Annotated in this window: 30 protein-coding genes and 1 pseudogene; 16 read left to right on the top strand and 15 right to left on the bottom strand. The window is 60.6% G+C overall.

Features of this window, described 5'->3' with window-relative positions:
* Positions 1–249: 249 nt before the first annotated feature.
* On the top strand, positions 250–753 hold the full coding sequence (locus tag NMAG_RS01540; RefSeq protein WP_004213810.1) for a hypothetical protein: 504 nt from the start codon (positions 250–252) through the stop codon (positions 751–753).
* A gap of 84 nt (positions 754–837) precedes the next feature.
* On the opposite strand, the gene NMAG_RS01545 is transcribed toward NMAG_RS01540, so the two are convergent.
* Positions 838–1,527: a hypothetical protein gene (locus NMAG_RS01545; RefSeq protein WP_004213812.1), complete on the bottom strand. Its 690-nt coding sequence runs from the start codon at positions 1,525–1,527 to the stop codon at positions 838–840.
* Positions 1,528–1,727: 200 nt separating this feature from the next.
* On the opposite strand from NMAG_RS01545, the gene nucS reads away from it, so the two are divergent.
* Positions 1,728–2,588 (top strand): endonuclease NucS, encoded by an 861-nt coding sequence (gene nucS, locus NMAG_RS01550; RefSeq protein ID WP_012996339.1) that lies wholly within the window; start codon positions 1,728–1,730, stop codon positions 2,586–2,588.
* Between the two features lie 34 nt (positions 2,589–2,622).
* Here nucS and NMAG_RS20755 read toward each other — a convergent pair.
* The 6 genes and pseudogenes from NMAG_RS20755 to gvpA form a co-directional block, all read right to left on the bottom strand.
* Positions 2,623–3,090, bottom strand: a pseudogene (locus NMAG_RS20755) (YbhB/YbcL family Raf kinase inhibitor-like protein); the annotation flags it as partial.
* Positions 3,091–3,378: 288 nt separating this feature from the next.
* Positions 3,379–6,132 (bottom strand): DNA mismatch repair protein MutS, encoded by a 2,754-nt coding sequence (gene mutS / locus NMAG_RS01555; RefSeq protein ID WP_004213816.1) that lies wholly within the window; start codon positions 6,130–6,132, stop codon positions 3,379–3,381.
* A gap of 159 nt (positions 6,133–6,291) precedes the next feature.
* Positions 6,292–6,624: a CHY zinc finger protein gene (locus tag NMAG_RS01560; RefSeq protein ID WP_004213817.1), complete on the bottom strand. Its 333-nt coding sequence runs from the start codon at positions 6,622–6,624 to the stop codon at positions 6,292–6,294.
* Positions 6,625–6,744: 120 nt separating this feature from the next.
* The gene (gvpO, locus tag NMAG_RS01565; protein WP_004213818.1) at positions 6,745–7,407 is read right to left on the bottom strand and encodes a gas vesicle protein GvpO, halophile-type; all 663 of its coding nucleotides are present in this window, start codon (positions 7,405–7,407) and stop codon (positions 6,745–6,747) included.
* A gap of 4 nt (positions 7,408–7,411) precedes the next feature.
* The gene (gene gvpN / locus NMAG_RS01570) at positions 7,412–8,533 is read right to left on the bottom strand and encodes a gas vesicle protein GvpN (protein WP_004213819.1); all 1,122 of its coding nucleotides are present in this window, start codon (positions 8,531–8,533) and stop codon (positions 7,412–7,414) included.
* A 6-nt stretch (positions 8,534–8,539) separates the two neighbouring features.
* Positions 8,540–8,827 carry a gas vesicle protein GvpA gene (gene gvpA / locus NMAG_RS01575; protein WP_012996341.1) on the bottom strand — a complete coding sequence of 96 codons (288 nt, stop codon included), beginning with the start codon at positions 8,825–8,827 and terminating at the stop codon, positions 8,540–8,542.
* Between the two features lie 496 nt (positions 8,828–9,323).
* Between gvpA and NMAG_RS01580 the strand changes: the two genes are divergently transcribed.
* The 4 genes from NMAG_RS01580 to NMAG_RS01595 are packed head-to-tail and all read left to right on the top strand — an operon-like array spanning position 9,324 to position 12,176.
* A complete protein-coding gene (locus NMAG_RS01580) occupies positions 9,324–9,959 on the top strand; it encodes a GvpL/GvpF family gas vesicle protein (protein ID WP_004213822.1) in 636 nt (211 codons plus the stop codon).
* Positions 9,960–9,964: 5 nt separating this feature from the next.
* Positions 9,965–10,219, top strand: coding sequence for a gas vesicle protein GvpF (gene gvpF / locus NMAG_RS01585; RefSeq protein WP_004213823.1), 255 nt, complete (start codon positions 9,965–9,967; stop codon positions 10,217–10,219).
* On the top strand, positions 10,219–11,151 hold the full coding sequence (locus tag NMAG_RS01590) for a hypothetical protein (RefSeq protein WP_004213824.1): 933 nt from the start codon (positions 10,219–10,221) through the stop codon (positions 11,149–11,151). Before gvpF ends, NMAG_RS01590 begins: the two co-directional genes overlap by 1 nt.
* Positions 11,148–12,176 (top strand): hypothetical protein, encoded by a 1,029-nt coding sequence (locus NMAG_RS01595; RefSeq protein ID WP_004213826.1) that lies wholly within the window; start codon positions 11,148–11,150, stop codon positions 12,174–12,176. The genes NMAG_RS01590 and NMAG_RS01595 overlap by 4 nt, the downstream gene beginning before the upstream one ends.
* A 79-nt stretch (positions 12,177–12,255) precedes the next feature.
* Here the strand turns inward: NMAG_RS01595 and NMAG_RS01600 are convergent, their stop codons facing one another.
* Entirely contained in the window at positions 12,256–12,453 is a 198-nt protein-coding gene (locus NMAG_RS01600; protein ID WP_004213827.1) for a hypothetical protein, read from the bottom strand.
* A 23-nt stretch (positions 12,454–12,476) separates the two neighbouring features.
* On the opposite strand from NMAG_RS01600, the gene gvpJ reads away from it, so the two are divergent.
* Genes gvpJ through gvpM form a run of 4 tightly spaced genes read left to right on the top strand, consistent with a single transcriptional unit; the run spans position 12,477 to position 14,742 of the window.
* Entirely contained in the window at positions 12,477–12,935 is a 459-nt protein-coding gene (gene gvpJ, locus NMAG_RS01605; RefSeq protein WP_004213828.1) for a gas vesicle protein GvpJ, read from the top strand.
* Complete coding sequence (locus NMAG_RS01610; RefSeq protein WP_004213830.1) at positions 12,932–13,276, top strand: gas vesicle protein K; 345 nt, start codon at positions 12,932–12,934, stop codon at positions 13,274–13,276. Before gvpJ ends, NMAG_RS01610 begins: the two co-directional genes overlap by 4 nt.
* Positions 13,273–14,355: a gas vesicle protein GvpL gene (gene gvpL / locus NMAG_RS01615; protein WP_004213831.1), complete on the top strand. Its 1,083-nt coding sequence runs from the start codon at positions 13,273–13,275 to the stop codon at positions 14,353–14,355. Before NMAG_RS01610 ends, gvpL begins: the two co-directional genes overlap by 4 nt.
* Before the next feature lie 6 nt (positions 14,356–14,361).
* Positions 14,362–14,742 (top strand): gas vesicle protein GvpM, encoded by a 381-nt coding sequence (gvpM, locus tag NMAG_RS01620; RefSeq protein WP_004213832.1) that lies wholly within the window; start codon positions 14,362–14,364, stop codon positions 14,740–14,742.
* Between the two features lie 55 nt (positions 14,743–14,797).
* Here the strand turns inward: gvpM and NMAG_RS01625 are convergent, their stop codons facing one another.
* The 3 genes from NMAG_RS01625 to NMAG_RS01635 all read right to left on the bottom strand — a co-directional run bounded on the left by NMAG_RS01625 (position 14,798) and on the right by NMAG_RS01635 (position 18,254).
* On the bottom strand, positions 14,798–15,013 hold the full coding sequence (locus tag NMAG_RS01625; RefSeq protein ID WP_004213834.1) for a hypothetical protein: 216 nt from the start codon (positions 15,011–15,013) through the stop codon (positions 14,798–14,800).
* Between the two features lie 300 nt (positions 15,014–15,313).
* Complete coding sequence (locus NMAG_RS01630) at positions 15,314–16,516, bottom strand: Gfo/Idh/MocA family protein (protein ID WP_004213835.1); 1,203 nt, start codon at positions 16,514–16,516, stop codon at positions 15,314–15,316.
* A 676-nt stretch (positions 16,517–17,192) separates the two neighbouring features.
* A complete protein-coding gene (locus NMAG_RS01635; RefSeq protein ID WP_004213837.1) occupies positions 17,193–18,254 on the bottom strand; it encodes a zinc-dependent alcohol dehydrogenase family protein in 1,062 nt (353 codons plus the stop codon).
* Positions 18,255–18,352: 98 nt separating this feature from the next.
* On the opposite strand from NMAG_RS01635, the gene NMAG_RS01640 reads away from it, so the two are divergent.
* The 3 genes from NMAG_RS01640 to NMAG_RS01645 all read left to right on the top strand — a co-directional run bounded on the left by NMAG_RS01640 (position 18,353) and on the right by NMAG_RS01645 (position 19,659).
* Positions 18,353–19,018: a peptide-methionine (S)-S-oxide reductase MsrA gene (locus NMAG_RS01640; RefSeq protein WP_004213838.1), complete on the top strand. Its 666-nt coding sequence runs from the start codon at positions 18,353–18,355 to the stop codon at positions 19,016–19,018.
* 85 nt (positions 19,019–19,103) lie between these two features.
* Positions 19,104–19,256: a hypothetical protein gene (locus NMAG_RS21895; RefSeq protein WP_004213839.1), complete on the top strand. Its 153-nt coding sequence runs from the start codon at positions 19,104–19,106 to the stop codon at positions 19,254–19,256.
* Between the two features lie 4 nt (positions 19,257–19,260).
* Positions 19,261–19,659, top strand: a complete 399-nt coding sequence (locus tag NMAG_RS01645; RefSeq protein ID WP_004213841.1) for a hypothetical protein — start codon at positions 19,261–19,263, stop codon at positions 19,657–19,659.
* A 69-nt stretch (positions 19,660–19,728) separates the two neighbouring features.
* Here NMAG_RS01645 and NMAG_RS01650 read toward each other — a convergent pair whose 3' ends face one another.
* Both NMAG_RS01650 and NMAG_RS21900 read right to left on the bottom strand, forming a co-directional pair.
* Entirely contained in the window at positions 19,729–20,187 is a 459-nt protein-coding gene (locus NMAG_RS01650; protein ID WP_004213842.1) for a MaoC family dehydratase, read from the bottom strand.
* A 258-nt stretch (positions 20,188–20,445) separates the two neighbouring features.
* Positions 20,446–20,586, bottom strand: coding sequence for a hypothetical protein (locus NMAG_RS21900; protein WP_004213843.1), 141 nt, complete (start codon positions 20,584–20,586; stop codon positions 20,446–20,448).
* Between the two features lie 247 nt (positions 20,587–20,833).
* Between NMAG_RS21900 and NMAG_RS01655 the strand changes: the two genes are divergently transcribed.
* On the top strand, positions 20,834–21,271 hold the full coding sequence (locus NMAG_RS01655) for an ester cyclase (RefSeq protein ID WP_004213844.1): 438 nt from the start codon (positions 20,834–20,836) through the stop codon (positions 21,269–21,271).
* A gap of 236 nt (positions 21,272–21,507) precedes the next feature.
* On the opposite strand, the gene NMAG_RS01660 is transcribed toward NMAG_RS01655, so the two are convergent.
* A complete protein-coding gene (locus NMAG_RS01660; protein WP_004213845.1) occupies positions 21,508–21,801 on the bottom strand; it encodes a GYD domain-containing protein in 294 nt (97 codons plus the stop codon).
* A gap of 580 nt (positions 21,802–22,381) precedes the next feature.
* Here NMAG_RS01660 and NMAG_RS20760 point away from each other — a divergent pair.
* Complete coding sequence (locus NMAG_RS20760) at positions 22,382–23,338, top strand: tyrosine-type recombinase/integrase (protein ID WP_237076803.1); 957 nt, start codon at positions 22,382–22,384, stop codon at positions 23,336–23,338.
* 138 nt (positions 23,339–23,476) lie between these two features.
* On the opposite strand, the gene NMAG_RS20765 is transcribed toward NMAG_RS20760, so the two are convergent.
* Positions 23,477–24,721, bottom strand: coding sequence for a hypothetical protein (locus NMAG_RS20765; protein WP_004213847.1), 1,245 nt, complete (start codon positions 24,719–24,721; stop codon positions 23,477–23,479).
* Between the two features lie 170 nt (positions 24,722–24,891).
* Between NMAG_RS20765 and NMAG_RS01665 the strand changes: the two genes are divergently transcribed.
* Positions 24,892–26,208, top strand: a complete 1,317-nt coding sequence (locus NMAG_RS01665) for an SMODS domain-containing nucleotidyltransferase (protein ID WP_237076804.1) — start codon at positions 24,892–24,894, stop codon at positions 26,206–26,208.
* Positions 26,209–26,221 lie beyond the last annotated feature (13 nt).

A 26,221-nucleotide genomic window follows, 5' to 3' on the forward strand; every position in this document is an offset into this window, starting at 1 on the left:
GGTACCAGTGATCGCCGTTTCGTCGGGGCGATCACCGGAACATTGCTACAACGATCCGTCTGAAACAACGCAGACTGCGTCGTATCTCGGATCATTCTGTGTGACATCGTCCCATACGAACATACTCCCAGGTCGGTTATCCTGGTCACTGCGGGAAGATTCCAGGGAGAACCCGCTTACCCGAGGCTATTCTTTGCGTGGTATAAAAGCCTTCGCAAAATCCAGGATGATGGCCCGCGAAGCCGTCCTATGGACCTCACACCGGCCCGCGTCGCCGCCGAACGAGACTGGGTTCGCGAGCGCGCCGACACCATCGTCCCGTTAATCAACAACGTTCGCGACGATCTTGGCGAACGGTTCGAGACAGACGTCGATTCCGTCACCGAACAGCAGTACCGCGAGGAGGTAGACGTCGTCTTCGCCGACGGTGATCTCGCCGTCAACGTCGCCGCGATGGTCGCACTGCTTCGCGAACTGGACGTCGAGGGCGACTACCCTGGCTTCGTCGTCGACGAACTCCTCGGGCGCGAACTCGCCGCCACGATTTCCGGCACGCAGCCGCTCCGAACGCTCGGCGAGGCGACCTTCCACTACACGGACGTTCATGTCCACGGCGATGCGGACGAGAACGCGGGTGTCGACGACCTCGAGGCTGCCCTCGCCGCTGGCTTTCAGGAACGAATTCCTGGCTGGGACTGGACCGAACGCGAGAGTCCGTTCAGCGTCCCTCCCGTCGACGACACCGATTCGTAGCTATCGCCAAGCCTGTCGGAAGCACCGGTCCCGAACCAGCGCTATCACCCGTACCTGTACCATGGTCGAAACCAAAGAGAGCAGTCAGTTACTCTCGTCGTCGGAGTCCGAGTCGGCGCTCTCGTCGTCTGTTCCTTCTTCGTCGTCACCGGCTGCCTCGTCGTCATCGGTATCTCCACCGTCGTCGCCGTCAGCGTCGCCGTCATCACCCTCATCCTCCTCATCCGCTTCTTGCTCGTCTTCCGGTTCCGGCTCGGGCTCCGGCGCAGGTTCCTGTCCCTCTCCCTCTACCTGCTGCAACACGATCTCGTAATCCTCACCCGGCAACAACGCTGCGACCTCTCCGTTTCGAAGCAGATCAACCAGTCGCTCGTCTGGTCCATCGAGCAGGAACGCCCCCTGTTCGGCGATGGCACCCTCGAGTGAAATGTCGTCCTCATCGAGCATTGCGGATTCGAACTCGACGGCCTCCGTTCGGAACAGCTCCGTCTCTCGCTGCTCGATTTCCGCCATCAGCTCTTCCTGACTGGCGTCCTCACCGGCTTCGGCCATGACTTCCTGTTGGATCTGGGCCCGCTCCGCTTGGCTCGGCTGGACCGACGCCGTGATGCCGTCGGTAGGCTCGATCCCTGGCTCCTGGTCCGTCTCGAGTTCGGGCGCGCTGTCGTCCGAACCGATGCCGGGGATGTCGAACTGGGTACAGCCGGCGAGCGACGCTGTCGCACCGACACCGGTCAACTGGAGGACGCGGCGTCGAGTGGGGAAATCAGTCATTACGCATTTGCTGTCGGCGACCGGCAGGAATAAACCCTCGTTCTCGGAGCGCAAACACGTTCGGTTCGTTGTCGGATACGACACAATTAGTCCGCGTGCAGCCGTGTTCAGGATCGTCGCTTCTGGCGAGTCGGTCGGCCTTTCACGTGTATCGACGCCGGTCGCGTCCCTTTTATCCGCCGCGTCGGTATCACTCGACAGTGACCACCAGCCGCAGTACGCAGTCCGTTCGCGCCGTGACACTCGAGCGCCCCACCTCGACAGCGGCTCGAGATGCGATCGCGGACGGCCTCGAACGCGAGGCGCTCGTCACCGTCTTCGGCCGCTGCACCGTCGATTACGAGGGCCGGGCCTCGAGTCAACTCGCCGCCGGCGACCGTCACGTGATGCTCAAACCCGATGGGGCGGCACTCGTCCACACTGACGAGGGCCAACAGCCGGTCAACTGGCAGCCGCCGGGCTGTGCGCACGATGTGTTCTGCGAACCCACACGCAGCGAGGCGGAATCCGATGACTTCGATAAATCTGAGAAAGCCAAGGACGCCGCGGAAGCTGACGCAGACGGCGGTGGCAGTGTTGCCGATCCGAACGCAGACGCCGCACTACTCGTCCTCGAAAGTACTCGCTCTACCCCCGAAGAACGCCTCCTCGTCCGCTTTCAGGACGTTCTACAGGTCTCGACGTTCGCCGGCACCGACGAGGGCGAACTCACCCTCTCGGGCACCGAAGCCGACCTCCGCGAGCGCATCCTCGAGAACCCCGACCTTCTGGAATCTGGCTTCACCCCGCTGGCCACCGAGCGTGACACGCCGGCGGGTGCGATCGACATCTACGGCGAGGACGACGCCGGCAACACCGTCGTCGTCGAACTCAAACGCCGCCGCGTCGGCCCCGACGCAGTCAGCCAACTCCGTCGCTACGTCGACGCACTCGAGCGCGACCTCCACGCGGACGCAACCTTGCGCGGGATTCTCGTCGCTCCGTCGGTGACCGAGCGCGCACAGCGGCTGCTGGGAGAGCACGGACTCGAGTTCGTCTCGCTGGAGCCGACCGGCGAGTAGGGTCAGGGTCGCGGTCAGGCTGGATACGTCCCCTCGTCCCCTCGATCGTCGCCGTTGCGAGGACGTGGCCGTCCATCGCGGACTCGAGGTCGGCGGCGGTGGCTTCTGTATCGAGGTCGGTTCCGAGTTCCGTCTCGAGTGCGAACAGTCGGAACCGATAGGTGTGTTCCCGATCTGATGGGCTCGGACCGCCATAGCCGCGCTCGCCGAAATCGTTGGTTCCTGCGCGGGCACCTGCCGTCTCGGGGTCCCAGCCTTCGGGGATCGGTTGCTGCTCCGGCGGGATATTCCAGACGATCCAGTGGTCCCAGATCTTTCCGGCTGGTTCGACCGCGTCCAGGTCGTCCACGACGAGTGCGAGCGAGGCGGCTCCGTCTGGAACGCCGTCGAACTCGAGTGGTGGGTTGACGTTTGCGTTGCGGTAGCCGTACTGGTCGGGAATGCGGTCGCCGTCGGCGAACGCGGAACTCCTGATCGTGTGTGTTCGCGAGTGTGTTGGCATTTGGTTGGCCTCCGTTCTCCGTTCTCCGTTTTCTGCCTACGATCCGTTGTGGGCGACAAACTGCATGCTGCAGGCAACGAGCGACACGAAATCGTTCGACGAGACACTGGGAGAAGGTTTCAGTGCCAGCGGCGGAGTCTGTGCTCTGTCACTGCCGTGTAGAGTTCTCCCGCCCACAGTCCTCGGTTCGAAACATGGGTTGGACGAGTGGCGCACCTCCGCGAAGGCAACGGACACACTGCTACTCACGTTCCCGGCCCCGGCGGCGAGCGGTGGTCTGCTGCTCGGCTACGACTCCTCCTCGAGGAGTCGTTGCAGTCGGTCGAGTTCGGTGAGCGCCTCGACGGGAGTCATGTGCCCGACGTTGAGGTCGCGGAGTGCAGCGGCGACGCTGTCGGGGACTGGGTCTGACTCCGTCGACTCGAGTTCGCTGGTGCCGCCGTCGGCTGTCGGCTCCGTTTCGGCTGTGGTCTCCGCGGCAGCGTTGGCGTCGACCAGTTCTCGCGACCGGTCGACGACAGCCTCGGGAACGCCTGCTGCGGTCGCGACTTCGACACCGTAGGAGCCGGTGGCTGCGCCGGGTTCGATCTCGTGGTGGAAGACGACCTCGCCGTCCGTCTGTTCCACCTCGAAGTGGAGCGTGAACGCGTTCGGGAGTTCCTCGGCGAGTTCAGTCAGCGGATGGTGGTGGGTCGCAAAGAGCGTCGTCGCGCCGACCGCGTCGTGGAGGTGTTCGGTAATGGCCTGCGCGATGGCGAGGCCGTCCGCGGTCGACGTTCCTCGACCGACCTCGTCCAGCAGGACGAGCGAGCGCTCGTCAGCGTCCCGAAGGATGGTCGCGAGTTCGTCCATCTCGACCATGAACGTCGAGCGCCCGCCGGCGATATCGTCGCTCGCGCCGACGCGGGTAAAGACCCGCTCGACGGGCGTGAGCCGTGCCGACTCCGCAGGGACGAAGCTACCGACCTGTGCGAGCAGGACGAGCTGGGCGACCTGACGCATGTAGGTCGACTTTCCGGACATGTTGGGGCCCGTGATCACCGCCAGGCGCTGCTCCGAATCGAACTGTGCGCCGTTCGGGACGAACGACTCCTGGGTGCGCTCGACGACAGGGTGGCGGCCACCCGTGATGTCGATCTGCACTCCGCCGTCGATGTGGTCTGCGTCTGGGTCGAGAATCTCGGGCCGGCAGTAGTCGTACTGGGCTGCGACGGTCGCAAGCGAGACGAGCGCGTCGAGCGTCGCGAGCGCGTCGGCCAGCCCCTGCACACGTTCGACTTCGTCGCCGATGTCACTGCGAACCGCACAGAAGAGTTCGTACTCGCGTTCGTCCGCGCGCTCTTCCGCGCCGACGATTTCGTCCTCGCGTTCCTTGAGTTCCGGCGTGACGAACCGCTCCGAGTTCTTCAGCGTCTGGCGGCGCTGGTAGTTCTCCGGTACGGCGTCGAGATTGGGGTTCGTCACCTCGATATAGTAGCCGTGGACGGAGTTGTAGCCGACCTTCAGCGAATCGATACCGGTTCGCTCGCGCTCCCGGGCTTCCAGATCGTCGATCCACTGCTTGCCGTCCCGCGCAGTTCCGCGGAGGTCGTCCAGATCGGAATCGTACCCCTCGGCGATGATACCGCCCTCGGTAATCTCGATCGGCGGATCCGTGACGACGGCGTCGTCGATCAGCTCCCGCACGTCGGCGAGCGGGTCGAGATCCTCGTGGAGGTCGCGCAGGCGGTCGCAGTCCGCGTCAGCCAGTTGGGATCGTATCTCGGGCACGACAGCGAGCGTGTCCCGAAGCGAGCGCAGATCCCGCGCGTTCGCTCGCTCACGGGAGATGCGCCCAATCAGACGCTCCAGATCGTACACGTCGCGCAACAACTCGTGGCAGTGCTCGCGCGTCTGAACTGACCCCGTGAGCTCTTCTACCGCGTCGAGGCGCGCCTCGATTCGGTGGGACTCGAGTAGCGGCCGGCGAAGCCAGTCACGAAGCGTCCGACCGCCCAGGGCACAGGCGGTCTCGTCGAGGACGCCGACGAGCGTCGCGTCGTCGCGGCCGTTGACGGCGCGGGGCTCGAACAGTTCGAGACTGCGCAGCGCGACGGCGTCGAGCAGGAGGTACTCCCGGGGATCGTAGCGGGTGAGATGCGTGAGGTACTCGAGTCGGTCGGTCTCGCCGATCTTGTGGGAACGCCCGGCTTTGCTGGTGTCGTCGCTCTCGCCATCCCTCTCCTCATCCCCATTCCCATCCCCTTTCTCGCCCTCGTGCTCGCCGCCGCGAGCGTACTCGGCGTAGGCGAGCAACGCGCCGCAGGCTCGAATTTCGGCGTCGCTCGCGAGCAGCGCGTCTGGCTCACCGAAGTATTCGGAAAGGATCGATGCGGAGCGCTCGCGGTCGAAAACGTGCTCGTCGAACGGCGTCACCATGCAGTCGTCTGGGAGTACGTCAGCGGGTGCGTTCGGGCCGACGACGGCTTCGGCGGGTGCGAAGCGACTCACTTCGTCCGCGACCGCCTCGTTGGCGGCGGAACTCGTCGCCAGAAAGTCGCCCGTCGAGACGTCGAGGAGAGCGAGGGCGAGTTCGTCATCTGCGGGTCGCGTGTCGATGCCGCGGCCGCGAGCGACGGCCGCGACGAAGTTGTTGTCGTCGCTCGCGAGGAGTTCGTCCTCGGTGAGTGTGCCGGGTGTGATGACGCGAGTGACGGCGCGTTCGACGACCCCCGAGGTTTCGCCGGGCTCTTCGACCTGGTCCGCGACGGCGACGCGGTAGCCGGCCTCCAGCAGGTCCTCGATGTATGATTCGGCGTTGTCGATCGGAATGCCGGCCATCGGATACTCGCCGGTGCTGTCCTCGCGGCTAGTCAGGGCGATCTCGAGGAGGCGAGCGCTGCGCTCGGCGGCACCGCAGAAGGTCTCGTAGAAGTCACCGACCTGAAAGAGGACGATCGCGTCGTCGTAGCGGGCACAGAGGTCGTGGTACTGACGCATCATTGGCGTCAGCTCGTCGCGTTTCTCGGCCATCGCGTCAGGCGGGCCAAGCGCCGGGTCCATACAGTGTGGTCGGCCGCCGGACGCTGAAATAGCTTGCTGGACGGGGCGACGGTAGGTTGGGTTGGGGTGGAGGTGGAGTGGAGTGGAGTGGGGCGGGGTAGAGTGGAGTAAAGGTTGGGTAGGTGTGGGGTAGGTGTGGGGTCGGGTGAGAACGAACAGTCACTCGCCGTCCGTCTCGAAGTAGAGCTCCGCGTGCGCCGCACAGCCCGGGTTGAACGGCGCGTCGCAGTTCGGACACTCGTACGCACAGTCGAGGTAGTCGGGAACCGTCAACGTGGTATCGCAGACGCCACAGCGGACGGACGGTTCGTCGAACTGGTGTTCGGGCCAGGGAACTGCTTCGTGGTCTGTCACGGCGTCGTGGCACTGAAAACAGGGGTAGTAGGCGTCACAGCAGGCAAAGCGAAACGCGACGACGTCCAGTTCGCTGTCGTAGTGGTCACACCGCGTGTCGGGGCCGACATCGACGCCGCGGATGGGGCGGAGAGACACGACTCTAGCCGAGCGAATGCGTGAGTCCCACTTCGAGATTTCGGATCGTGGATCCCGGGTTTTGGTTACGGTTGCGAGTTCTGATCTTGAGGTTCCGATCTGCGATCTCCGAACTCTGATCTACTCGAACGCGGTCGTATCGCCGCGGCGATACCTGTCGAGCCGTCGGTACCCCTGGACGACGCCGTCCGTGTCGAGATCGATCTCGTACCGGCCGAGCACGTCCTGTGTGTCCGGGATCGACGAGCGCTCGACGACCTCGACGACGGCACACCAGCCCTCGTCGGTTGGCGAGATTTCGCTGACGCCGTCGAACTCGTGGCCGATGAGTTCGCCGGCCGTCGAGACGACGGTTCGGCGGATCGCGAGTACGCCTTCGATCTGGTCGGAATCGACCTCTGATTCAATCTCGATGTCGACGTCGTCGGTGTCGACGTCGCCGGGGTCCGTCGTTTCGTTGCTTGCCATGTGGGTTTCTTCGTCTGTCTGGTCGGTGTCTGATTGGTCGGCTTCTTGCTCTTGGTCCGCTTCCTGCTCCTCGCCTTGCTCTTGGTCCGCTTCTTGTTCCTCCCCTTGCTCCTGTGCTTCCCCATCTCCATCCCCGTTTTCACCATCCTGTTCCTCGGACTCGTCCGTCTCGTCGTCGGACTCACTCACTGTTTGATCATCCTCGTCGTGTTGAAAACAAAAGCCGTCTTCCTGGGCAGGCCGCGAGCAGCGCTCGCCGTCGGCGGTGAGCGCCTTACACTGTGTCGTCGCATCCGCTGTGTCTGCGTTTGCCATACTCTCAGTCCCGAAGTACCTCGCTAATCTGACTGTGCAGGGCGGCCATCCCATCGATTTCCGTCTCTGCTCCAGCGACTTTCGGGCCGAGCACATCCGTCAACACGTCTGCGAGCAGGTCGTCATCGCCGTCGACCTGTACCCGACCGCCGTCTGCCCGCTCGGGTGCAGCCTCGTCACCATTCCAGTCGTCGAACACCGAGATCCCCTTCGCGGCCGTAATCGCTGTCCGCGTCCCGACGACGACCGGGAGTTCCTCGCGCAGCGTCCGGGTCGCGTCGACGACCGTTTCGATCGCTTCGTCGGAAACGGCCACGTGCGACCGCACGATTTCGCGCTCGGTCTCTGCGTCGTAGTAGTCGACGTGCACGCCGACCATCCGGTCGAGCAGTGCATCCTGTTGCTGGTGGACACCCGCGTACTCCACGTCGTTCGACGTGAAGATCACGCGGAACTCCGGATGCACGTCGATCGACCTATTGGCCCCGTGCTTGCCCGGCCGCTCGAGTACACCTTCCTCGAGGACGGAGAGCAAGACGTTGTGGGCGGCGGGGTCGCTCCGGGAGAACTCGTTGTAGACGAGCGTTGCGCCCTCTCGGACCGCGACGGAGAGCGGGTTGTCGACCCAGCGGTCGCGGACGATCTGTGTCTTCTTGCTGACGCCGCTGACGTACTCGTCGCGCTCCTCGTAGCGTTCGCCGCCGCTGTAGCCGCCGACGAGCGCGCTCGTGTCGACCGCCTCGTCGCCGTTGCAGAGGACGACCGGGCGGCCGCGCGTTGCAGCCGCTGCCAGTGCGAGTGCCGTCTTACCAGCGCCGGTCGGGCCGATCAGGTGAACCGGCTGATCGGCAGCGAGCCACCCGGTGATCCGGTCGCGAACGGCAGCGACGGCGTCGGTTTCGACGAAGGGGTCCGGTGCAGCGTCGGCGGGGTCTATGAGGTGGTCATCTCCGCTCTCGGTTGCGATGTGAGAGCCCCTCGATTTGCTGGCTGTTTCGCTCTTTGTCTTCGTCTGCGATGCCGATCGAGCCAGCTTCTTTCGGGCCTTGAGGCGCTTCTTCGCCTCCCGGTCACCGCGAATCTTTCTGCCACGGACTTTGCGCTTGCGCGAGGTGTCCTCGGCCATCGTGAGTTATTCGGTGGCCGATTTCGGTGAGGATTCGGGCCGCGGCTCGACCTCGAGTTCTTCCAGATCTTCGAGGTCGCCCTCCGCGGTCGCTTGCTCAATTTTTGCGATCTCCTCCGCATAGTGGAGGAACGTGTCGACGGAGGCGACGACGACGCGAGCCTCGACGGTGAGGAGTTCGATCCCAACGACTGAGACGCGCGCCCAGATGTCGATGACGACACCTTTGTCAAGTACGCGGTCCAGTACCTCCGCGAGACTCGATGAGTCGGGCCGTCGTTGTGGTTGTGCCATTGCGAGTCGCGATTCACTCCGGTTTCGTAACACGACTTCCGTTGCGACTGCAAGCCGGTCGCCGCCAACGAGCGGTCGCAAATCGGTATTGCTGGTCGGGCTGCGTCTGCAAGCAGTACGATAAGGCACGGGGCTGTGGAACACCTCGTGACGATTGCGTTTCACGACTGTGGGACAGGATCACTGCGGGTAGACGCCGAGGGGTCGACCTGTCGTGACCGTGCCCCTGGCCAGATGCGCCCCCTCTCATGACCGATACACGATTCAGCCGTTTCAGTTGCACGCGGGCCGTGTCCGTGTCCGTGTCCGTGCTCGCAGTGGTGGAGAACGCCGACTGTACCCGGACCCGGATTCGGACCCAGACACAGACCCTGGCACAAAATCTGACCCAGACTCTGGCACAAACCCTGACCCAGACCCTGGCACAGACCCTGGCCCACACACAGACCTCCCGTTCGTCCCACTCCCCTCGTCCACTACGGAGCGTGACTACCAAATGAGCAACAGTAACCGATACGTCTACGGTATCGTCAACAGCGGCGACATCGAGTTCGAAACCGACGCCGTCGCCGGCGCAGACCGCGTCTACACCGTCTCCCATCGCCGGCTCGGTGCCGTCGTCTCGAACATCGACACCACCGACCCCGAGGAGACCGATGAGGACGCCAAACGCCACGACGACGTGCTGCGCGAGATCATGGACTACGACGGCGGCCGAACCATCGTTCCGATGCAGTTCGGGATGGCCTTCGAAAGCGACCGCGCCCTCAAGAACGTCCTTCGCGGCGCACGGCCTGCCTTCCGTCGCGCTATGAACGACATCGAAGGGCGCGTCGAACTCGGCCTCAAACTCGTCACGCAGGAAGACGCCTCGGTCGACCCCGACGAAATCGAGGCCGCCGTCGAAGACGAACTCGGCCCGCTCGCCGCACAGACTGTTCCAAACGGCCAGTTCAGTGACCGCCTCGTCCTGAACAAGTCTTACCTCGTCGACGAGGACGACCGACCAGCGTTCGACGACGGCGTCGCCCGCCTCGAGGACACCTACGGCGACGACCTGCTGGTCCAGTACACCGGCCCCTTCGCGCCGTACAGCTTCGTCGACGTGGAAATCGGGGCCCAATCTCGGTGACCACCATGTTCATTCTCGACGACCTTCTGTTCCGGCCGTTCGTGGGCATCATCGACGCGCTACACTCGCTCGCACTCGAGGAACTCTACGACGTGGAGGCACTCGAGGACGAGCGCAAGGAGAACCAGTTGCTGTACGAGCTCGGCGAACGCTCGGAGGAGGAGTATCTCGAGCGAAAGGAAGTGATCGAGGAGGAACTCGAGATTGCCCGCGAGGTTCACGAGCAACTCGGGAGCGGTCGTGTCGAGGTGAAGCGCTGATGGGTCGTGATGGTGGCCGTGACGGCGGTAGCAGTGGTGGGCGTGGGCGTGATAGTGATCGACGAGACGGGCGAAACGGACGTGACGAACGAGATGAGCGAGACGAGCGAGACGAGTGGGACAAGCGGGACGAGCGCCGAGGGCACGAAAGAGGCGACGCCCGCGACTCGGACGGCTGGCTCGCCACGCTTCGAGCATTGCTCGATCGGCTGGAGAGTGACGCGACATCCAACACACTCTCGAGTCGCAGTCGACAGGGCCGTGACCGCTCGATATTCGATTACAACATCTCGATCCGGACGGGTGATGACCTGCTCGACGACTCCCGGTTCAGTGACTCGATCGCCGACGAGTGGTTCGAACGGTTTCGGAAGCGAGACGGTACGGAAGATGGGGACGACGATCGGACACGGACACGGAACCGGGACCGGGACCGGGACCGAGACCGAGACCGAGACCGAGACCGAGGCAACACGTACCGACCGTGGACGTCTCGTCACCACGCGTCGCGTTCGCCGTCGAGTCGCTCCTCGCGCGTCCGCGACGCCTCATCGACGGGACCGTCACCCCCGTCGACGGGACGCGACTCGGAGCCCGACCACCGTGTCACCACACGAACACACGAGGACGAACTCCTCGTCATCGCCGATGTCTCCGGCGTCGACCGCGAGGACGTCACGGTCGGGTTCAGCGACACCGAACTGATCGTCCTGGTCGCTGGCACTGAACTCGAGCGTGTCGACGTTCCCTGGTCCGATCGAACGGGTCAGGCGGCGATTAACAACGGTATCTTGACCGTCCAGGTGCGTCCTGATCACTCGGGCACTGCTGACGGTGAGCCGAGCAGTTCGAGTTCGAGTACGAGTTCGAGTGCGAATTCGAACACCGACTCGAACGCCGGGAGGGAAACAGAGTCAGGGGGGGAGCCATGAGCGACGATTCGGCAGCCGAGTCGGGCGATGCCAACCTCGGTGACCTCGTCACTGATGCGGAGGGAGCACTCGAGTCACTCGAGACGTTTAGCGAGCAGGACGACTTCGACCTCGCTGCCCTCGACGACGACACGCTCTCCGACCTCTCACAGAATCTCGATACGCTCGCCGAACTGGCGACCGAACTCGAGTCCGTCCTCGAGATGATCGACCTGTCGGAGCTCCCGGAGGCAGTCGACGCGGACGAGGTCGTCGGGGCAATCGAAGCGGAGGAGGTTCCGTCCGCGATAGCCGAGGATGAGACGGGTGTGTCCGACGTGATCGATTTCGGCGACCTCTTTCGGGCGATCGACTTGCTCGACGCCTGGGATGCAACCGACCTCGGTAGTCTCTGGGAGGCGAAACGCGATATCGAGGAGACGACGGAGAAGCTGACGGGTGACGACGGAGGCGAGGATGGGGATGGGGGCGGAATCACAGAGACCCTCATCGGCGATGACGATGGTGATGACGACGACCTCATCGAAACGGACCTCGACGGCGACATGCTCGAGACCGACGCCGACCCCACCGAACTGCTCGGCGACATCGACGTGATGGAGGATCCCGAGGCCTACCAGGTGGCGATCCAGCAGACGGCGATGGAGGGGATCGACAGCTTTCGCGCGGCGTTACTCGAGACGCACGCCAAATTCTCCCGGGTTCACGAGTTCAACCGGGAGAAGATGCGCCGCCAGGATACGAGTGCCAACTCGCGCAATCCGACGGCGGCGTCGACGATGCCGACGGAGCGAGCGGACGTTGCGAGCGGCGTCAAGCACTCGACAGTGCCACAGCAGGTCAAGCTCTCGACGGCCCCGAGCCGGAAGCGAATCTACGGCAAGCGCTTCGAGCGCGAACGGAAGAAGCGCCGCAACGATGTCGCTCCCGACGAGGCCGAGGACGAACAGGCGGCCGAACAGCCGGAGGAGCGGCGCGCGAGTGCCGATGCCGGAAACGGAAACGCCGACGGAGGTGCGAACTGATGGCTGTTCGAGCGCAACGATCGGTCTTCTGGACGCGCCGTGTCGCCACTGCCGCTACAGTACCAGTATCCAGTATGAGTTACACCAGTCCTGAATCAGCGACGACGCGCCGCCGCAGCCGAACCGCTCGCCAGACACCACGGACGTGCCAGACGTGCCAGACGAAGCACCAACGGAACAGGGACTCGAGTACGCCGTCCAACTCGAACTCGAACTCGAACTCCAATTTCAATTCCAACTCCAACTCGAGTGCCACTCCGTTGCCGATGCCAAGCACACACCCAGCACGAGGTGGTCCCAATGCCGGATAGTTTCCAGCCGAGTCGCCAGCAGAGCGACCTCGCAGATATCGTCGAGATGCTGCTGGACAAGGGCATCGTCATCAACGCCGATATCGCCGTCTCGATCGGCGACACGCAGTTACTCGGCATCCAGCTTCGGGCTGCTATCGCCTCCTTCGAGACGGCGGCGAAGTACGGACTCGAGTTCCCCGAAGGGACGGACATGCAGCGGGTCGCCGAAGCGGCGGGCGATCCAGAGCTCGCCGAGATGGAGCGACCGAAGCCGGCGATCGATCCGACGCGAGGGGTGAACGTGACGGCGGCTGACGACGGTGACGAGGACAGTGATGATGACGACGATAGCGAGGCCGGTGGGAATGGTGACGACGATGATGGTCACGATGATGAAAGCGACGAAGAGACAGCACAGAACGCCACTAACAACGAGACCGCGGCCAACACGGAGGGTAAAGAATGACCACGATCGACGTCGGCGACGGCGACGACGCCCGCAAGGGACTGATCACCCTCGTCATCACCGTTGTCGAACTCCTGATCGACGCACTCGAGCGCGAGGCCGTCCGACGCATGGAGTCTGGCAACCTCTCGGACGAGGAGATCGACCGTCTCGGCCGCCAACTCGCCACAATCGAGGCCGAGATCGAGCAGCTCAAAGCAGACGAAGGGATCGAAGACGGCGTCGACGACCTGCGCGGTGATCTGGACGGTCTCGTCACGGACGCGATCGAACAGTTCAACGCCGACGCACCGTCCCATCGCAAACCCGGCTACTCGGTTCTTGGAGGTGACGAGCAGTGACAACGGACGAGGGGACCCCTGGCGTAGACACAGCGGACATTCCGGAGATCAACGACGGGCGCTACCTCTACTGCGTCGTCCAGGCTGAGTCCGACGCCCAACTCGAGACGACCGGGATCGACGGCGAGTCAGTCTCGGTGGTCGCGGAGAACGGGATCGGTGCCGTCGTCCACGCCTGTGACGGGCTCTACGATACGGACGACCTCGCACAGATCCAGCGCTGGCTGATTCGCCACCAGACGGTGGTCGACGCGGCCGGGGAGTCGTTCGGGACGCCGGTTCCGTTCCAGTTCGACACGATCCTCCGCGGCGGTGAGGCCGGCCTTCGCGAGTGGCTTCGTGAGGAAACGGACACGCTGCAGCCGGTGCTCTCGGAACTCGCCGATCACTGGGAGTACCGCGTCGAAGTCGTCGAGTACGATTCGCCGGACGACGAGACGCTCGTCGAACAGGACGAGCGCCTGTCCGACCTCGAAGCGCAGATTGACGAGGCGAGCGAGGGTCAGGCGTTCTTGCTCGAAAAGCAGTTCGACCAGCGCCTGACAGAGCTTCGGACCGCTCGCCGCGAGACGATGACAGCCGAACTGGAGGACGAATTGGCCGAGGCGGCACGCGAGGTGCATACACTCGAGCGATCGCCGGCGTCGGAGATTTCGAAGGTTGCGGGTCGTGATAGCGGCGGGAGCAGTAGGGAGAGCGATGGCGATGATGTTACCGATAGCTCCAGCGGTGACGGCGACAGCGAGGCCGAGACCAACGCGACCGCAACTGAGTCGGAGACTATCTGCCGGCTCACACTTCTTGCACACGAAGACAACGAGGGAGAGATCGGTTCGATCCTCGACGGCGTAGCGGCCGAGGACGGAATCGAAGTCCGATTCACGGGCCCGTGGCCGCCCTACACGTTTGCGCCAGCGATCGGCGACGACGAGACCGCTGGCGATGGTGATGGGGATAGAGATAGAGATAGAGATAGAGATAGAGATAGAGATAGAGATAGAGATAGAGATAGAGATAGCGATGGGGATGGCGATAGCAGTGGCGGAGACACGGGCGACCCAGCCCGCGTGGGGAGGTGACCAGCCGTGGAACCGCGCAAAGACGACGACGCGCTGGTCGACTTACTCGACGTAATCCTCCGGGATGGCGTGATCCTCCGGGCCGACGTCATCATCTCCGTCGCCGAAATCCCGCTCGTCGGCCTCAAGCTCACGGCCGCACTTGCCGGCATGGAGACGATGACCGAGTACGGCCTCTTCGAGGAGTGGGACGAGAGACACAGACTTCGCGGCACGGAGAAGCAGGACGCACTCGAGCAGACAACGGGGTCGGGCACGAAGACGGGAGATGCACAGCGGACTGCAGTTCCCGGTCCGCGTCCGAGCGGCGAGTTAGACGGCCGTATCGGCACGTCGAGTCCGACTGGCGGCAGGAAAACAGGGAGCAGACACGATCCTGATCGATGACGCGGTGGTCGCTGAACGTACCGGTGCCCCGTTTGGGAACACCAGTCGCTACCTGTCAGGCGAACTTCGGCCGCTCGGTCGTCAACTCGACGTCGCCCGACACTGTCTCCTCGTCGCTGTCCTCGTCGTAGACGTACTGACCGGTCGACCCACAGAGGGTACACTCGTAGCTCTCGGACAGTTCGTTGATGACCTCACCATCTTCGAAATAGACGCGGCTCTGGGTGATCTGCAGGAACTGTGGGGTCTCACAGTTTGTACAGGTGATCATATCCGACGGGTCGCTTGCACCGGTTGTAGTTATCCGGCTTGTAACCGAATCGAACGACGGGCTATCGGAATCTTACCAGCTGGAACGTGCTCGATCACGTGCGTGCTATTGGCTCCCGTTCGACGCGCTCGGCCGGTAGTGACGAACACCGCGTAAACACAACATAACCGCCCGACTGAACCGCCACTCCCCGCCGGGTCACCGTCCCGAGTAGCCGCTGGAAAACGAGCTGTTATCACCTCGTATCGAATCGTTATCCACCTCCTTCTCCTGTCCGAAATGCCACCGATTCACGGCGTCTCACTGGACGGGGGACTCGAGTGCAACCGAGACTCGCTCACCGGTTCGGGCAGCCTCGTAGGCTGCCTCGGTCAAAGCGGTCACCCGAAGGGCATCGCGGGCAGTTGCCGGCGGTTCGTGCCCGGGTCCGTTGCGGATGCTCTCGACGAAGGCGTCGGCGCGAGTCTGTTCACGCCGGTGGTCGATGTAAGGGACGCGTTCGCTCGCGTCGGTCTCGATTTCGAAGACATCGCGCGAGCCCCATTGCGTCCCCTCGATGTAGAGTGCGCCATCGTCGTCCCAGCAGTGGATGTGTTCGCGGGTCGTGGGAAGATCGCCGTGGAGCGAGACTGTTCCCGTTGCGCCGTTCTCGAATTCGATGTCCAGGTGTGCACGACTATCCACTCGCTGCTCGTCGTCGTGAAAGTCCATGCTCGCGGCGACGGAGGCCGGCTCGAGTCCGGTTGTCCAGAGGATGCCATCGAGGACGTGACTCCCCGTATCGTAGAGAAAGCCACCGCCCGACAGGTCTGGATCCAGCCGCCACGTTCCCTGCGAGTCCGCGATCCAATCCTGCGTAATCGAGGCCGTTACCCACCGCGGCGACTCCGAGCCGAAGCGATTCCGTGCCAGCTGAAACGCAGTCTGGAGGTGGCGCTGATAGCCGACCATCACGGTTAGTTCGGTCTGCGCCGCTCGCTCGGCAAGCTCACGAGCGTGATCGAGGTCCGTCGTCAGCGGCTTGTCGCAGTAGACGTGCAGGCCGGACTCGAGTGCGGCGACGACTTGCTCGTAGTGGAGCGTGTGGGGTGTGGCGATGAGGACGGCGTCGAGGCCTGTATCTGGGCTTGAGCCGGAGTTTGAGTGCGAGCCAGAGCCTGAGTCTGAGTCTGAGTCCGAGTCTGAGTCTGAGTCCGAGTTTGAGCCTGAGTCCGAGTTTGAGCCTGAGCCGGAGTCTGCGTTCGAGTTCAACCTCGTGTCGCTGTTGGCATTTGCATCAGCGAGCATCGACTCGTACTCGGTGTACTGCCGCTCGGGCGGAACCTCGAACTCGTCGCCGACGGACTCGAGCTGGTCGGGATCGAGATCGCAGACAGCCGCGATAGTGGCCTCGTCGTGTTGGTGGAGTTGCCCGCCGACCGTGGTACCGATGTAGCCGAGACCGACGATGCCGACGCGGATCGGTGTCGAGGGCGCTTCGGGTGGGGATGGGCTGGCGCACATGAATCGAGCCACACGGTCCACAGGTATCGGTCTGGCGGGGGTTTCGGCGACTCTCGTGGCGGTAGGGGGTGAGATACGCGCGACAGGCAGCCCGTACCGCTCCGTTGCGCACTGGATACATCCCTGTGTTCGGTTTTGGACTCATCTCACGGAGTGCGAATTTCAGACGGACGCGTGGAGAACTGACGGCGAATTCGACCGTAGTGGGGTGATACGTCTGCCGTATTCTCATCCTGTCGCTGGTTTGAACACACTACGATACGCCAACTCTGTCCATAACAAAGGGGTGTACCGCCCTTTGAACCACGTGCGGGGATAACACGCCCCGCCGGGTACGCGCTTGGCCCAGACACGACGCGCTGAAAGCCGATTGCGTGCGTTCGTGCCCGGATCGCTCGGAAGTGGACTCGCCCCCGCTTCGAGTTAGCTCATGTCTCTCACGCCCGAGCGGGCTCCCGCCCCCGTTCGGGTATACGTGCTGTCTGTCAGTCGCCCCTCGCCGTTCCGACGGCGGCGATGGCGGCGACTTTCACGCCAGTAGTGTCGCAGTGTACTAGTCCACCAGTGTCCCGTCCCAGCTCTGCCGTTCACTTCTCAGAACAGTCACACACTGTGGAACAACCGAACCGAAAGATCGGGACGAGTCAGAACGAGACCGAATAGACCCTCCGGGACCTCAAAACTCGGTGATGACCGGAATCCCGACCGTCTCGTAGCTATCCATCGAGGACAGCGTTTCGGGGGCCTCCTCGAGTGACAGCGTCTCGCCGATGATCTTGCTCGGCTCGAGTGTGCCCTCGCCGATCAGCCTGAACAGTTCCTCGTAGCGGACGAGCGGCATGCCGAACGAGCCGTGGAAGTCGAGTTCCCGCATCGTCATCACGTCGACGGGAACCTCGATCTGCCCTTCCTCTTCGTCGGTAGTCAGGCCGACCTGGACGTGCGTACCACGGGTTCCGAGACTGCCGATCGAGTTCTGGCAGGTCTCAGCGATACCGAGCGCGTCGATCGAGACGTCTGCGCCGCCGCCGGCGAGCGCTTTGACCTCCTGTGCCGTGTTGTCGGCCTCGGCTGCGTTGACCGTCGCGGACGCGCCGAGTTCGCGGGCGCGATCGAGTTTGTCCTCGCGAACGTCGACTGCGATCGGGTGTGCACCCAGCGCGTCGGCGATGTGGATTGCCGAAAGGCCGACACCGCCACAGCCGTGGACGGCGACCCAGTCGCCGGGCCGAAGGCCTGCGCGGTCTGCGAGCGCGTGGTAGGCGGTCATGAACCGGCAGCCGAGGCCGGCCATCTCGGTGAAGTCGACGTCGTCGGGGAGCTTCACGCAGTTGTAGTCTGCCTCGCGGACCGGGAAGGCCTCGGCGAACGCACCCGGCGCGATACTCGACAGACCGAGCGGGATGACGGTCTCGCAGTTATTCGCTCTTCCCTCGCGACAGTGTGAGCAGGTGCCATCGCCGAGGTGGAACGGCACCGCAACGCGGTCGCCCTCCTGGAGTGTCTCGACATCTTCGCCGACCGCGGAAACGACCCCTGCTGGCTCGTGGCCGAGAATCTGCCCCTCCGGCACCGAAGCGCCGATCCAGCTCCAGTCGCCCTGCCAGGCGTGCCAGTCGCTCCGACAGATCCCGCAGGCTTTCGTCTCGACGATAACCTGATCCGGTTCCGGATCGGGGTAGTCGACCTCTTTGACCGCAAGCGGTGCACCGTGTTCTTCGAGTACTGCTGCTCGCATACCCTACTGGTTCCTGACCAGCATATAAAAATATGATAGTTGGTCACAGGTGACACGGCCGTCGATACACCCATCCCGCTTCGGTCCGAACGAGACCTGTGACGCATCCGGACGAAGAGTTTACACGTCAGTCACCAGACGCTGCAGGTGCACTGCAACCCCCACCGGAGACACAGACGGCAACGTTCGGCATGGGCTGCTTCTGGGGTCCTGACGCCAGATTCGGCGCGATGGAGGGCGTCGTCCGAACGCGAGTGGGCTACGCTGGCGGCACCGAACCGAATCCGAGCTACTACTCGCTGGGCGACCACACCGAAGTCGTCCAACTCGAGTACGACCCGGAAACGCTCTCGTACGAGGACTTGCTCGAGGTCTTCTGGGCGAACCACAGCTGGCAACCCCCGTCCCGAAAGCGCCAGTACCGCGGCGTCGTCCTCGCACACGATGACGAGCAGTACGAGGCTGCACACCGTACGAAAGACGACCTCGCAGAGCGCACCGGGACGACCGTGGAGTCTGAGATCGAGGTACTCGAGTCCATCACGCTCGCAGAGGACTATCACCAGAAGTACGAACTCCGGTCGACGCCTGTGGCGGGTGACGAGCTTGTCGACCAGTACGGTGACGAGTTTGTCGACTCGACCGTCGTTGCCCGACTCAACGGGTTCGTCGCTGGTCACGGGACCGAGGAGCAGCGCCGTTGCGTACTCGCTGAACTGGACGTGCCGGCGACGGTTGTCGCTGAGCTTCGGCGACGGTTCTGATCGGCGAGGAGGCCCCGTCACCTGACCGCGCTGTCAGGCGAGCAATTATACAACGTCCGGGTGTAGATGGGTGACGAGTCAGGCCATGTCCACACTCTGTGCGAACTGCGGCGACGATAGTCTGCCGGTACAGTGGCGTCACGTATACCTCTCGACGGACGAGGTCGTCGAAGTGGAACTCTGTGAGGGGTGCCGATACAGATTCGTTACTGCAGAGTGGGTCGAGGCCGTCGTCTAAGCCGATGACCGCCTCACGCTACAAACTGTTCGGCGTCTACGTCTCACAGCCCGTGTTCGACGCGCTCGCAGCCCACCTCCACGAGGAGGCCGGCGTCGTCGATCTCGAGTCGTACTTCGACCCGGCTACTGATTCTGTCCCGCAGGGTGATCCCGGTGCCGACGCAACTGCCGACCTCGTGATGGAGGTCGTGGGAGGGTTCACGTCGCTCTACGACGACGCGCCGTTCGAGACGGTCAGCGACGTCGACCCGAACTCGTTCGTTCTCACGCACCTGGCCGCGCCGCCGAAGACGGTTGCCAACGCTCGCGAGCGGTTCGAGGCCGCCGCAACGATCCAAGAGACAGACCACCGGGAGGTTCATACAGCGATCCTGGCCGCATACTTCGACGTGGGTCCGTGAGAATAAGTGCCAAAGCCAGGTCCAGAACCAGTTCCAGATCCAGAACCATTGTGACTATCGTCTCCCTCTCTACTCGGCGTTTTCATCCGAGTTCCGTCGCTCGATCATCCCCAGTCCGATCCACGAGATGACGACCTCGCCGTGCTGGTTGAGCCCCTCCAGTCGGCTGTCGACGTACCCCCGCTTGGGATCGCTCTCGGACACTCGCTTATCGATCACTTCCGTTCGAATCGAGAGCGTATCGCCCGGTTTGACAGGGCGCTTCCAGCGCAGTTCGTCGACACCGCGGGCACCCATACTCGCCCGGTCGTCGATCGGTCCGTCGGCGAGCAGCCGCATACACATCGACGCCGTGTGCCAGCCCGAGGCGACTAGCTCGCCGAACGCCGACTCCGTCGCTGCCTCCTTGTCGATGTGAAACGGCTGTGGATCGTAGGACTCGGCGAAGTCGACGATCTCCGCTTCGGTCACGTGATACTCGCCGAACTCCATCGTGTCGCCGATCTCGATGTCCTCGTAGTACTTCATCTTCTGCCACTGGGTCGTAGACGGCAAAGAGCGTACGGGGTGTGGAACGTACCACGACGTTCGGACAGCCGATTCCTCGAACAGCGTGAGGATCGCGATATGCCCTTGCTACCGGCCGAGAGGCGCGTGAGGGATCTGCAGGTGAGTCTTCACCGAGCTACTGCACGAGCACCGTCGACCGACAAAGAAGTGTTTCACTGACCGGTTTCACCGACCGGATGACTGTGTCACGACCCTGCTGGCTGTCTCGCTGGCGGCTCAGGCTATCTGCAGGTCGTGGATACTCACCCAGTGACTGCCGTACTCCGCTTCGTGCTTTCGTGCAGCGCTGCTGGCTTCGACCCAGCCGGCGAGCTCCTGGTCGAAATCACAGCTGTCACAGCGGACCTGGTATGACATGGCTTATCACCCAACACGAAACTCCTTAAGCGTTCCTCGGGCAGTGTCCAGGGACCGATTCCAAACCACACTATTGGAGGCTCGTGGCGACTGACGGCGGCTGTCCGCTCACTGTTCGTCTGTTCGTATTCGTCGCTGACTGCCAGTGGGACACTCTGCCCGTTCCGTCTGTACGGCCCGCAGATCGGTCGTTCCCCCTGAAAAAGTGTTATTCACTCACCGAGCGTCTCTAGTACCGGTGATTCCCATGGCAGTTGACGCATCCACAGCGCCGAGCGCGGTCGTCCGGCGAGAAATCGAGACCGTCTGGAACGACGACAATCTCGACATGATCGACGACCTCGTTACGGACGAGTTCACCTACCACAACCCGATGATCGACGAGTCGATCCACGGCCCCGCTGACTACCGCACGCTCGTCGAGAACTTCCGCGGTGCCGTTCCCGACTACGAGATGACGGTCGAGGAGATGATTAGCGATGGCGAGATCGTCGCGACCCGATTCCGCGCAACTGGAACGCAGGAACGGCCGCTGCTCGACATCGAACCGACCGGTGCCAAAATCGACATCACCGGAATGCTGTTCGACCGCATCGAGAACGGCAAACTCGTCGAGCGCCGGGTCAACGACGACGCGTTCGGACTCCTCCGACAACTCGGCGTCGTCGAGCGCCAGCCGTTCTGATCGGCTGTTCTACGCGCCGCTCACAATCTCGACTTTTTCGACCAAACAACTGTCCCACAAACCGCGTCCGGCTGGTCACATTCTCGCGTCACTGTCCACTGCAGCCCTCCTCCGGTTACTATCGTGATCGTCGGTCTCACTGACTGTACTACTGCTTTGAACACTTCTTGCTGTACAGTGGTCCGCTGTTCTCGATCCAGTTTTGGGAAGGTCCCCCCAGCAGACCCGATTCCGTTTCACGGCATCGACTCGAGTCCCTCCCGAGTCGCATCCCGTTCGAACACCTGGGGGATATCCAAACGCACGTTTCCGGCTTCGGTGACGGAGAGGACGGCCTGTGCAGCCGTTTCGACGTCCGGGAATTCGCTGATCGTGATGGTATCGTACTGCCCCATCAGCATGTCGAAGGACTCGAGTTCCCCGCCGAGGTCTTCGAACTGCTCTTCGATGCGGTCGATACGGTCAGGGCTGTCCCGAATCGATGCCGCGCCTTGCTCTGTGAACTGCCATAGGGTGATGTATGGTGGCATTGCAGCGCAATCGCCACCGGCTGGTGTAATAAATTTCACAGGTGGTCGTAGTCTGTGTGCGAGCTGTTGCGATGCGTTGGGACAGTCGACCCGGTAGTTGGACTGTGGGGCTGTTCAACGGGTCAGCGTTGAAAATCGGTGGCTGCAGTGAGACAGGGTACTCGAGTGCACCACTCAATACGTGGGTTCGCTGGTGAACAAGCGGGCAGATTTGAACCACGCCCGAGAACCTGCGCCTGGGGCGCAGAACCTCGGTCTAGTTTAAATCAGCCGTAACAATTTTTCCCGACGCGGACTCCTCGTTTCGCTCGTCGGTATTACGTCGTGAAAAATGGGTTGGGGCAGATTTGAACTGTCAATAGGATTACATGCTCGACGCTTCGCGTCTGCGCGTGTAATCCATTGGAGTTCGTCTCGCTTCGCTCGACGAACTGCCGACTTCCATGCGTTCCGCCCTCGGGTCCTGCCTGCTCGCTTCGCTGCGCGGGCTGGCCTTCCGACTACAGGTGAAGGCAATTTAGAAATAATTGCTGAGATCACCGGCGATTCGCTCGCACTCCCAGGCACGGAGCAACAACGCATGCCACCAATTGACGAAGCTATCGAGGCGTACTTCACGGAAAGAGAGACCGAACTCAGCGACTCATCGCTGCAGAATCACCACTATCAGCTCAAAATGTTCCGCAAGTGGGCTTGGGGTGCAGGAGACGTTAGCAACGTTGAAGAACTCGAACCTCTTGACCTGTCCCGGTTTCGACGATACCGAAGCAAGTCGATCAACACCAACACAATGTACAACCAACTCTGTGTGGTGCGACTCTTCCTCCGGTTTTGCTTCCGAATGGGATGGGTTGATGAGTCACTCCCGGAGTCGATCGTACTGCCAACAAGAGATGGAGCGGCACGTGATAGTAAGATCGATCCAGATCGTGTTGCAGGACTCCTTGATGACTTAGAACGCTACCAGTATGCGTCAACCGACCACGTAATCCTCTCGCTCTTATGGTCCTGTTCGCTCCGCATTGGTGGTCTGCGGGCACTTGATCTGAACGACGTGGACTTAGATAACCGTTGGGCAGATCTAGCATATCGCCCTGAGAGTGAGACTCCGCTCAAAAACAAACGCGGCTCGGAACGCGAGATCAACTTACACGGATGGGTCTGCGATTTGCTTCGTGCTTGGATCAACGACCGTCGTCCCTCAGTAACTGATGAATTCGGGAGAAAACCTCTCCTGGCGACTAAGCAAGGACGTATGTCTCGATCAGCAATTCGTGTTCGGGTATACAAACTGACTGCGTGTGGTAACTTAGGACAGGGGTGTGCCTGCGGATCAACGTATCCAGCAGAGTGTGATGACTCAGTCGCTCCACACGATATCCGCCGTAGCAGTATCTCTGCGTGGCTTGATGAGGGCCACGATCCAAATCTACTATCTGGGAGGGTAGATACAAGCACTCGTACGATGGAAAAGCACTACGACGTGAGATCTGAGCGTGAAAAGAGGGAACTCAGAAAGGACGCATTCAATATTTGAATATTATATATTATTAATTTCCAGCCTGCACGTCAAAAGTGCGCTGCGCGGACATGCAACTCGTCTGCCTCTGATCGTCCATCACACACTCCCCTAAGTCGCGCACCGGGCGGGGGACTTCTGGAGAATACGGTCATATTATAACTCGGACACTTTATATTCGTTCCTAATTCTATCAATTTTTGTTTCTCGCAGCTCATCAACTGATTCCTCTTCACCTACGATCCTTTCATCATATTCAAGGCGATACAATGGTTCTTCTAGATTAATAACAATATCGCTTTCTTCAAATTCAAAACCTGCTTCTTCATATTCACCACAATAAGAAACCTGATTAGCGGCAAATATATCGTTCACTTTACCAATATACTGTATGTGATCTGCAGGCCCATGTTCATAAACTGCAATATAATCTGGAGTGGTAGAGTTTGAGATAAATGAGAGATCTAAAAACCCCCAATCTAAATATTTCCTGATAAATTCAACACCTCGTCCAATTCCTGGCTTGTTTTCGGTATAGACAAAAACATCATCTGATTGATGTCCAGGAACGTCTTTTCTTGGTATTTTTTCAATACGATATCGAGATATCTCCTCCCAGATCTCTGAACCCCCAAGAACACGAATTACATAAGTCACAGCATATCCAAAAATTGGTGTTAGTACATACACTGGACTAACAGAAATTGCAAAAAGAGGCATTATTATAGATATTGAAAGCGATATAATAATAAGCATTAATGCACCAAGTATTAGCTTAAAAATAGGTGTTCCACCACCTGTTCTGTATTCATTACCTTCAAACCATTCTTCCTGATATATATCAAATAGTTTCCCTGTTATATCAGGTAATTCAAGGAGAATAGCATCCCAATCTTCATCTATACGTTCGTATAATTCTCCTTGGTCAAATTTATCATCACCATCTAATCTCCTAGAATATTTGAGGATTGAATTTACGGCGTTGTTTTCATCCTCTATTGGAGAATTTCTAACAACATTTCTGATCCAATGTCTAATCGAATGGTATTTTGGGTTCTTTGAGTTTATCGTTAATTCATGATAATTAAGTTCATTCCCTTCTGGTGGCAGGTTTCGAATGTGCTCCACCCCATATGAAGATAGTAATTTATTCATTTTTACAATTGAATCATTTATATTTTTAATTGATTCTCTTATGTTTGATGGATGGAATTTATGTGAGAGCTCATCTCTTTCATTTCCTTTGAAGTTGCCGTATTCATGGAGAGTCATAAAGCCGTCATAGAATATTTCAAGTTCATTTTCTAATTCTAGCGCAACTCCTCTTGGAGATTGTCCATCCAAACTAGCTAATGGTGAATCTGGGTCTAAATTAGAAAGTTCATGTCTGCAGTTTCCCATACATGATTGATGCCATAACCCACATAATATTCTATTGATTGATGTCTGAATAACATCTTGATTGCAGAATGGATGTTTAATCAAATATGTGGATGGTCTATTGAGAACCTACTTAATTTGAGATCAAAGCTAGCTGTGGTGTGTGACAGGCTCGTACATGGTATAGGGATTTGACCAGCGGATCACTGGTTTCGTGGAACCTGTCGATCCTGCCTCTTGGGAAACTGAGTGGCCACGAGTTCCACACTAAGCAGTACGTTGAGCACACCGACGGCAGAGCGAAATCAGGATTTGCTAGCTATTTTTGGGACCGACCACTTTCACCCTGCTCTCACCACATATTTGAACAGGCAATACGTGACGTCATTATGGCGACTCTCCCGTCCCTCTTCGAGCAATTCTTATCGGACATCCGGCCGACAGAGGAAAACAAGCAAGATTACAAAGACGGCCACGAGACACTTCGTGAGCGGTTACGAGAGGATGACACGGTGAGTGAGTTCTACGTCGGAGATTTCCTTCAGGGAAGTTATCGACGCTGGACCGCTGTGAAGCCGATTGGTGACGAAAAATCCGACGTGGACATTATCCTCGTTACGAACCTCGACAAGAACGACAATTCTCCCGCTGAGGCGATGGAGAACTGCGAGCCGTTCCTAGAGGAACATTACAGCGGACAATGGGAACGGAAACACCGGGCCTACCAAATCGACGAGGAGAGCGTCGAACTCGATCTCGTATTGACCGCCGCACCAAGTGAAGCAATGCAGGACGCGATAGGCCCAGACGGCTCCATCGGATCACTGTCAGTCGATGCAGCCTTGGACATGGGAGAGACCGAAGAATTGCTGCAGGGTCTCGGATTCGAACCTAGTACGAAAAGCGACGAGTGGAAAGTCGATCCGCTCGATATCCCCGACCGCGAACTCGAAATCTGGGAAAAAACCCACCCACTCTACACCATCGCTTGGACCATCGACAAGAACGCCCGCACAAACAAGCACTACGTCAACGTCGTCAAGACCATCAAGTGGTGGCGGCGAACCCAAGTATCGGAACCAGAGCGCCCGAAGGGCTACCCACTTGAGCACATCGTCGGCTGGTGCTGTCCGGACGACATCGAGAGCGTCGCAGAAGGTGTGACTCTCACCTTCGAAGACATCGCGCAGCGCTACGACACTCATGCACAGAACGAGGAAACACCATTCCTCGGAGCCAGGGGCCTCCCCGACAACAATGTCTTGGCCCGCATCGATGGCGAGGATTTCGCTGCGTTCCATGAGAACGTCGTTGAAGCCGCCGAACTCGCCCGGCAGGCCCTCGATGAGGAAGACCCGTCTACCTCCCGTGATCTGTGGCACTCTCTTCTTGGAGACGAATTCCCACCGTACGGGAGCGATGACGACGACAGTGACGGCGAGCGTCAGTCTGCACAGTTCCGCTCCTCGTCAGGATCTACCAGTGTTTCCGACCAGCGATTCGCCTAACACACTGCTGAAC

The organism is Natrialba magadii ATCC 43099 (assembly GCF_000025625.1).
Lineage (GTDB): Archaea > Halobacteriota > Halobacteria > Halobacteriales > Natrialbaceae > Natrialba > Natrialba magadii.

Bases quoted from the DNA above. Each gene is read 5' to 3' on its own strand.
- gvpF (WP_004213823.1), top strand. From the start codon at position 9,965: ATGTTCATTCTCGACGACCTTCTGTTCCGGCCGTTCGTGGGCATCATC.
- NMAG_RS21900 (WP_004213843.1), bottom strand. From the start codon at position 20,586: ATGTCATACCAGGTCCGCTGTGACAGCTGTGATTTCGACCAGGAGCTC.
- NMAG_RS01610 (WP_004213830.1), top strand. From the start codon at position 12,932: ATGACCACGATCGACGTCGGCGACGGCGACGACGCCCGCAAGGGACTG.
- NMAG_RS21895 (WP_004213839.1), top strand. From the start codon at position 19,104: ATGTCCACACTCTGTGCGAACTGCGGCGACGATAGTCTGCCGGTACAG.
- NMAG_RS20765 (WP_004213847.1), bottom strand. From the start codon at position 24,721: ATGGGAAACTGCAGACATGAACTTTCTAATTTAGACCCAGATTCACCA.
- NMAG_RS01540 (WP_004213810.1), top strand. From the start codon at position 250: ATGGACCTCACACCGGCCCGCGTCGCCGCCGAACGAGACTGGGTTCGC.
- NMAG_RS20760 (WP_237076803.1), top strand. From the start codon at position 22,382: ATGCCACCAATTGACGAAGCTATCGAGGCGTACTTCACGGAAAGAGAG.
- gvpJ (WP_004213828.1), top strand. From the start codon at position 12,477: ATGCCGGATAGTTTCCAGCCGAGTCGCCAGCAGAGCGACCTCGCAGAT.
- gvpN (WP_004213819.1), bottom strand. From the start codon at position 8,533: ATGGCCGAGGACACCTCGCGCAAGCGCAAAGTCCGTGGCAGAAAGATT.
- NMAG_RS01580 (WP_004213822.1), top strand. From the start codon at position 9,324: ATGAGCAACAGTAACCGATACGTCTACGGTATCGTCAACAGCGGCGAC.
- NMAG_RS01625 (WP_004213834.1), bottom strand. From the start codon at position 15,013: ATGATCACCTGTACAAACTGTGAGACCCCACAGTTCCTGCAGATCACC.
- NMAG_RS01655 (WP_004213844.1), top strand. From the start codon at position 20,834: ATGGCAGTTGACGCATCCACAGCGCCGAGCGCGGTCGTCCGGCGAGAA.
- gvpA (WP_012996341.1), bottom strand. From the start codon at position 8,827: ATGGCACAACCACAACGACGGCCCGACTCATCGAGTCTCGCGGAGGTA.
- NMAG_RS01545 (WP_004213812.1), bottom strand. From the start codon at position 1,527: ATGACTGATTTCCCCACTCGACGCCGCGTCCTCCAGTTGACCGGTGTC.
- gvpO (WP_004213818.1), bottom strand. From the start codon at position 7,407: ATGGCAAACGCAGACACAGCGGATGCGACGACACAGTGTAAGGCGCTC.
- NMAG_RS01650 (WP_004213842.1), bottom strand. From the start codon at position 20,187: ATGAAGTACTACGAGGACATCGAGATCGGCGACACGATGGAGTTCGGC.
- NMAG_RS01590 (WP_004213824.1), top strand. From the start codon at position 10,219: ATGGGTCGTGATGGTGGCCGTGACGGCGGTAGCAGTGGTGGGCGTGGG.
- NMAG_RS01645 (WP_004213841.1), top strand. From the start codon at position 19,261: ATGACCGCCTCACGCTACAAACTGTTCGGCGTCTACGTCTCACAGCCC.
- NMAG_RS01660 (WP_004213845.1), bottom strand. From the start codon at position 21,801: ATGCCACCATACATCACCCTATGGCAGTTCACAGAGCAAGGCGCGGCA.
- NMAG_RS01630 (WP_004213835.1), bottom strand. From the start codon at position 16,516: ATGTGCGCCAGCCCATCCCCACCCGAAGCGCCCTCGACACCGATCCGC.
- NMAG_RS01595 (WP_004213826.1), top strand. From the start codon at position 11,148: ATGAGCGACGATTCGGCAGCCGAGTCGGGCGATGCCAACCTCGGTGAC.
- mutS (WP_004213816.1), bottom strand. From the start codon at position 6,132: ATGGACCCGGCGCTTGGCCCGCCTGACGCGATGGCCGAGAAACGCGAC.
- NMAG_RS01635 (WP_004213837.1), bottom strand. From the start codon at position 18,254: ATGCGAGCAGCAGTACTCGAAGAACACGGTGCACCGCTTGCGGTCAAA.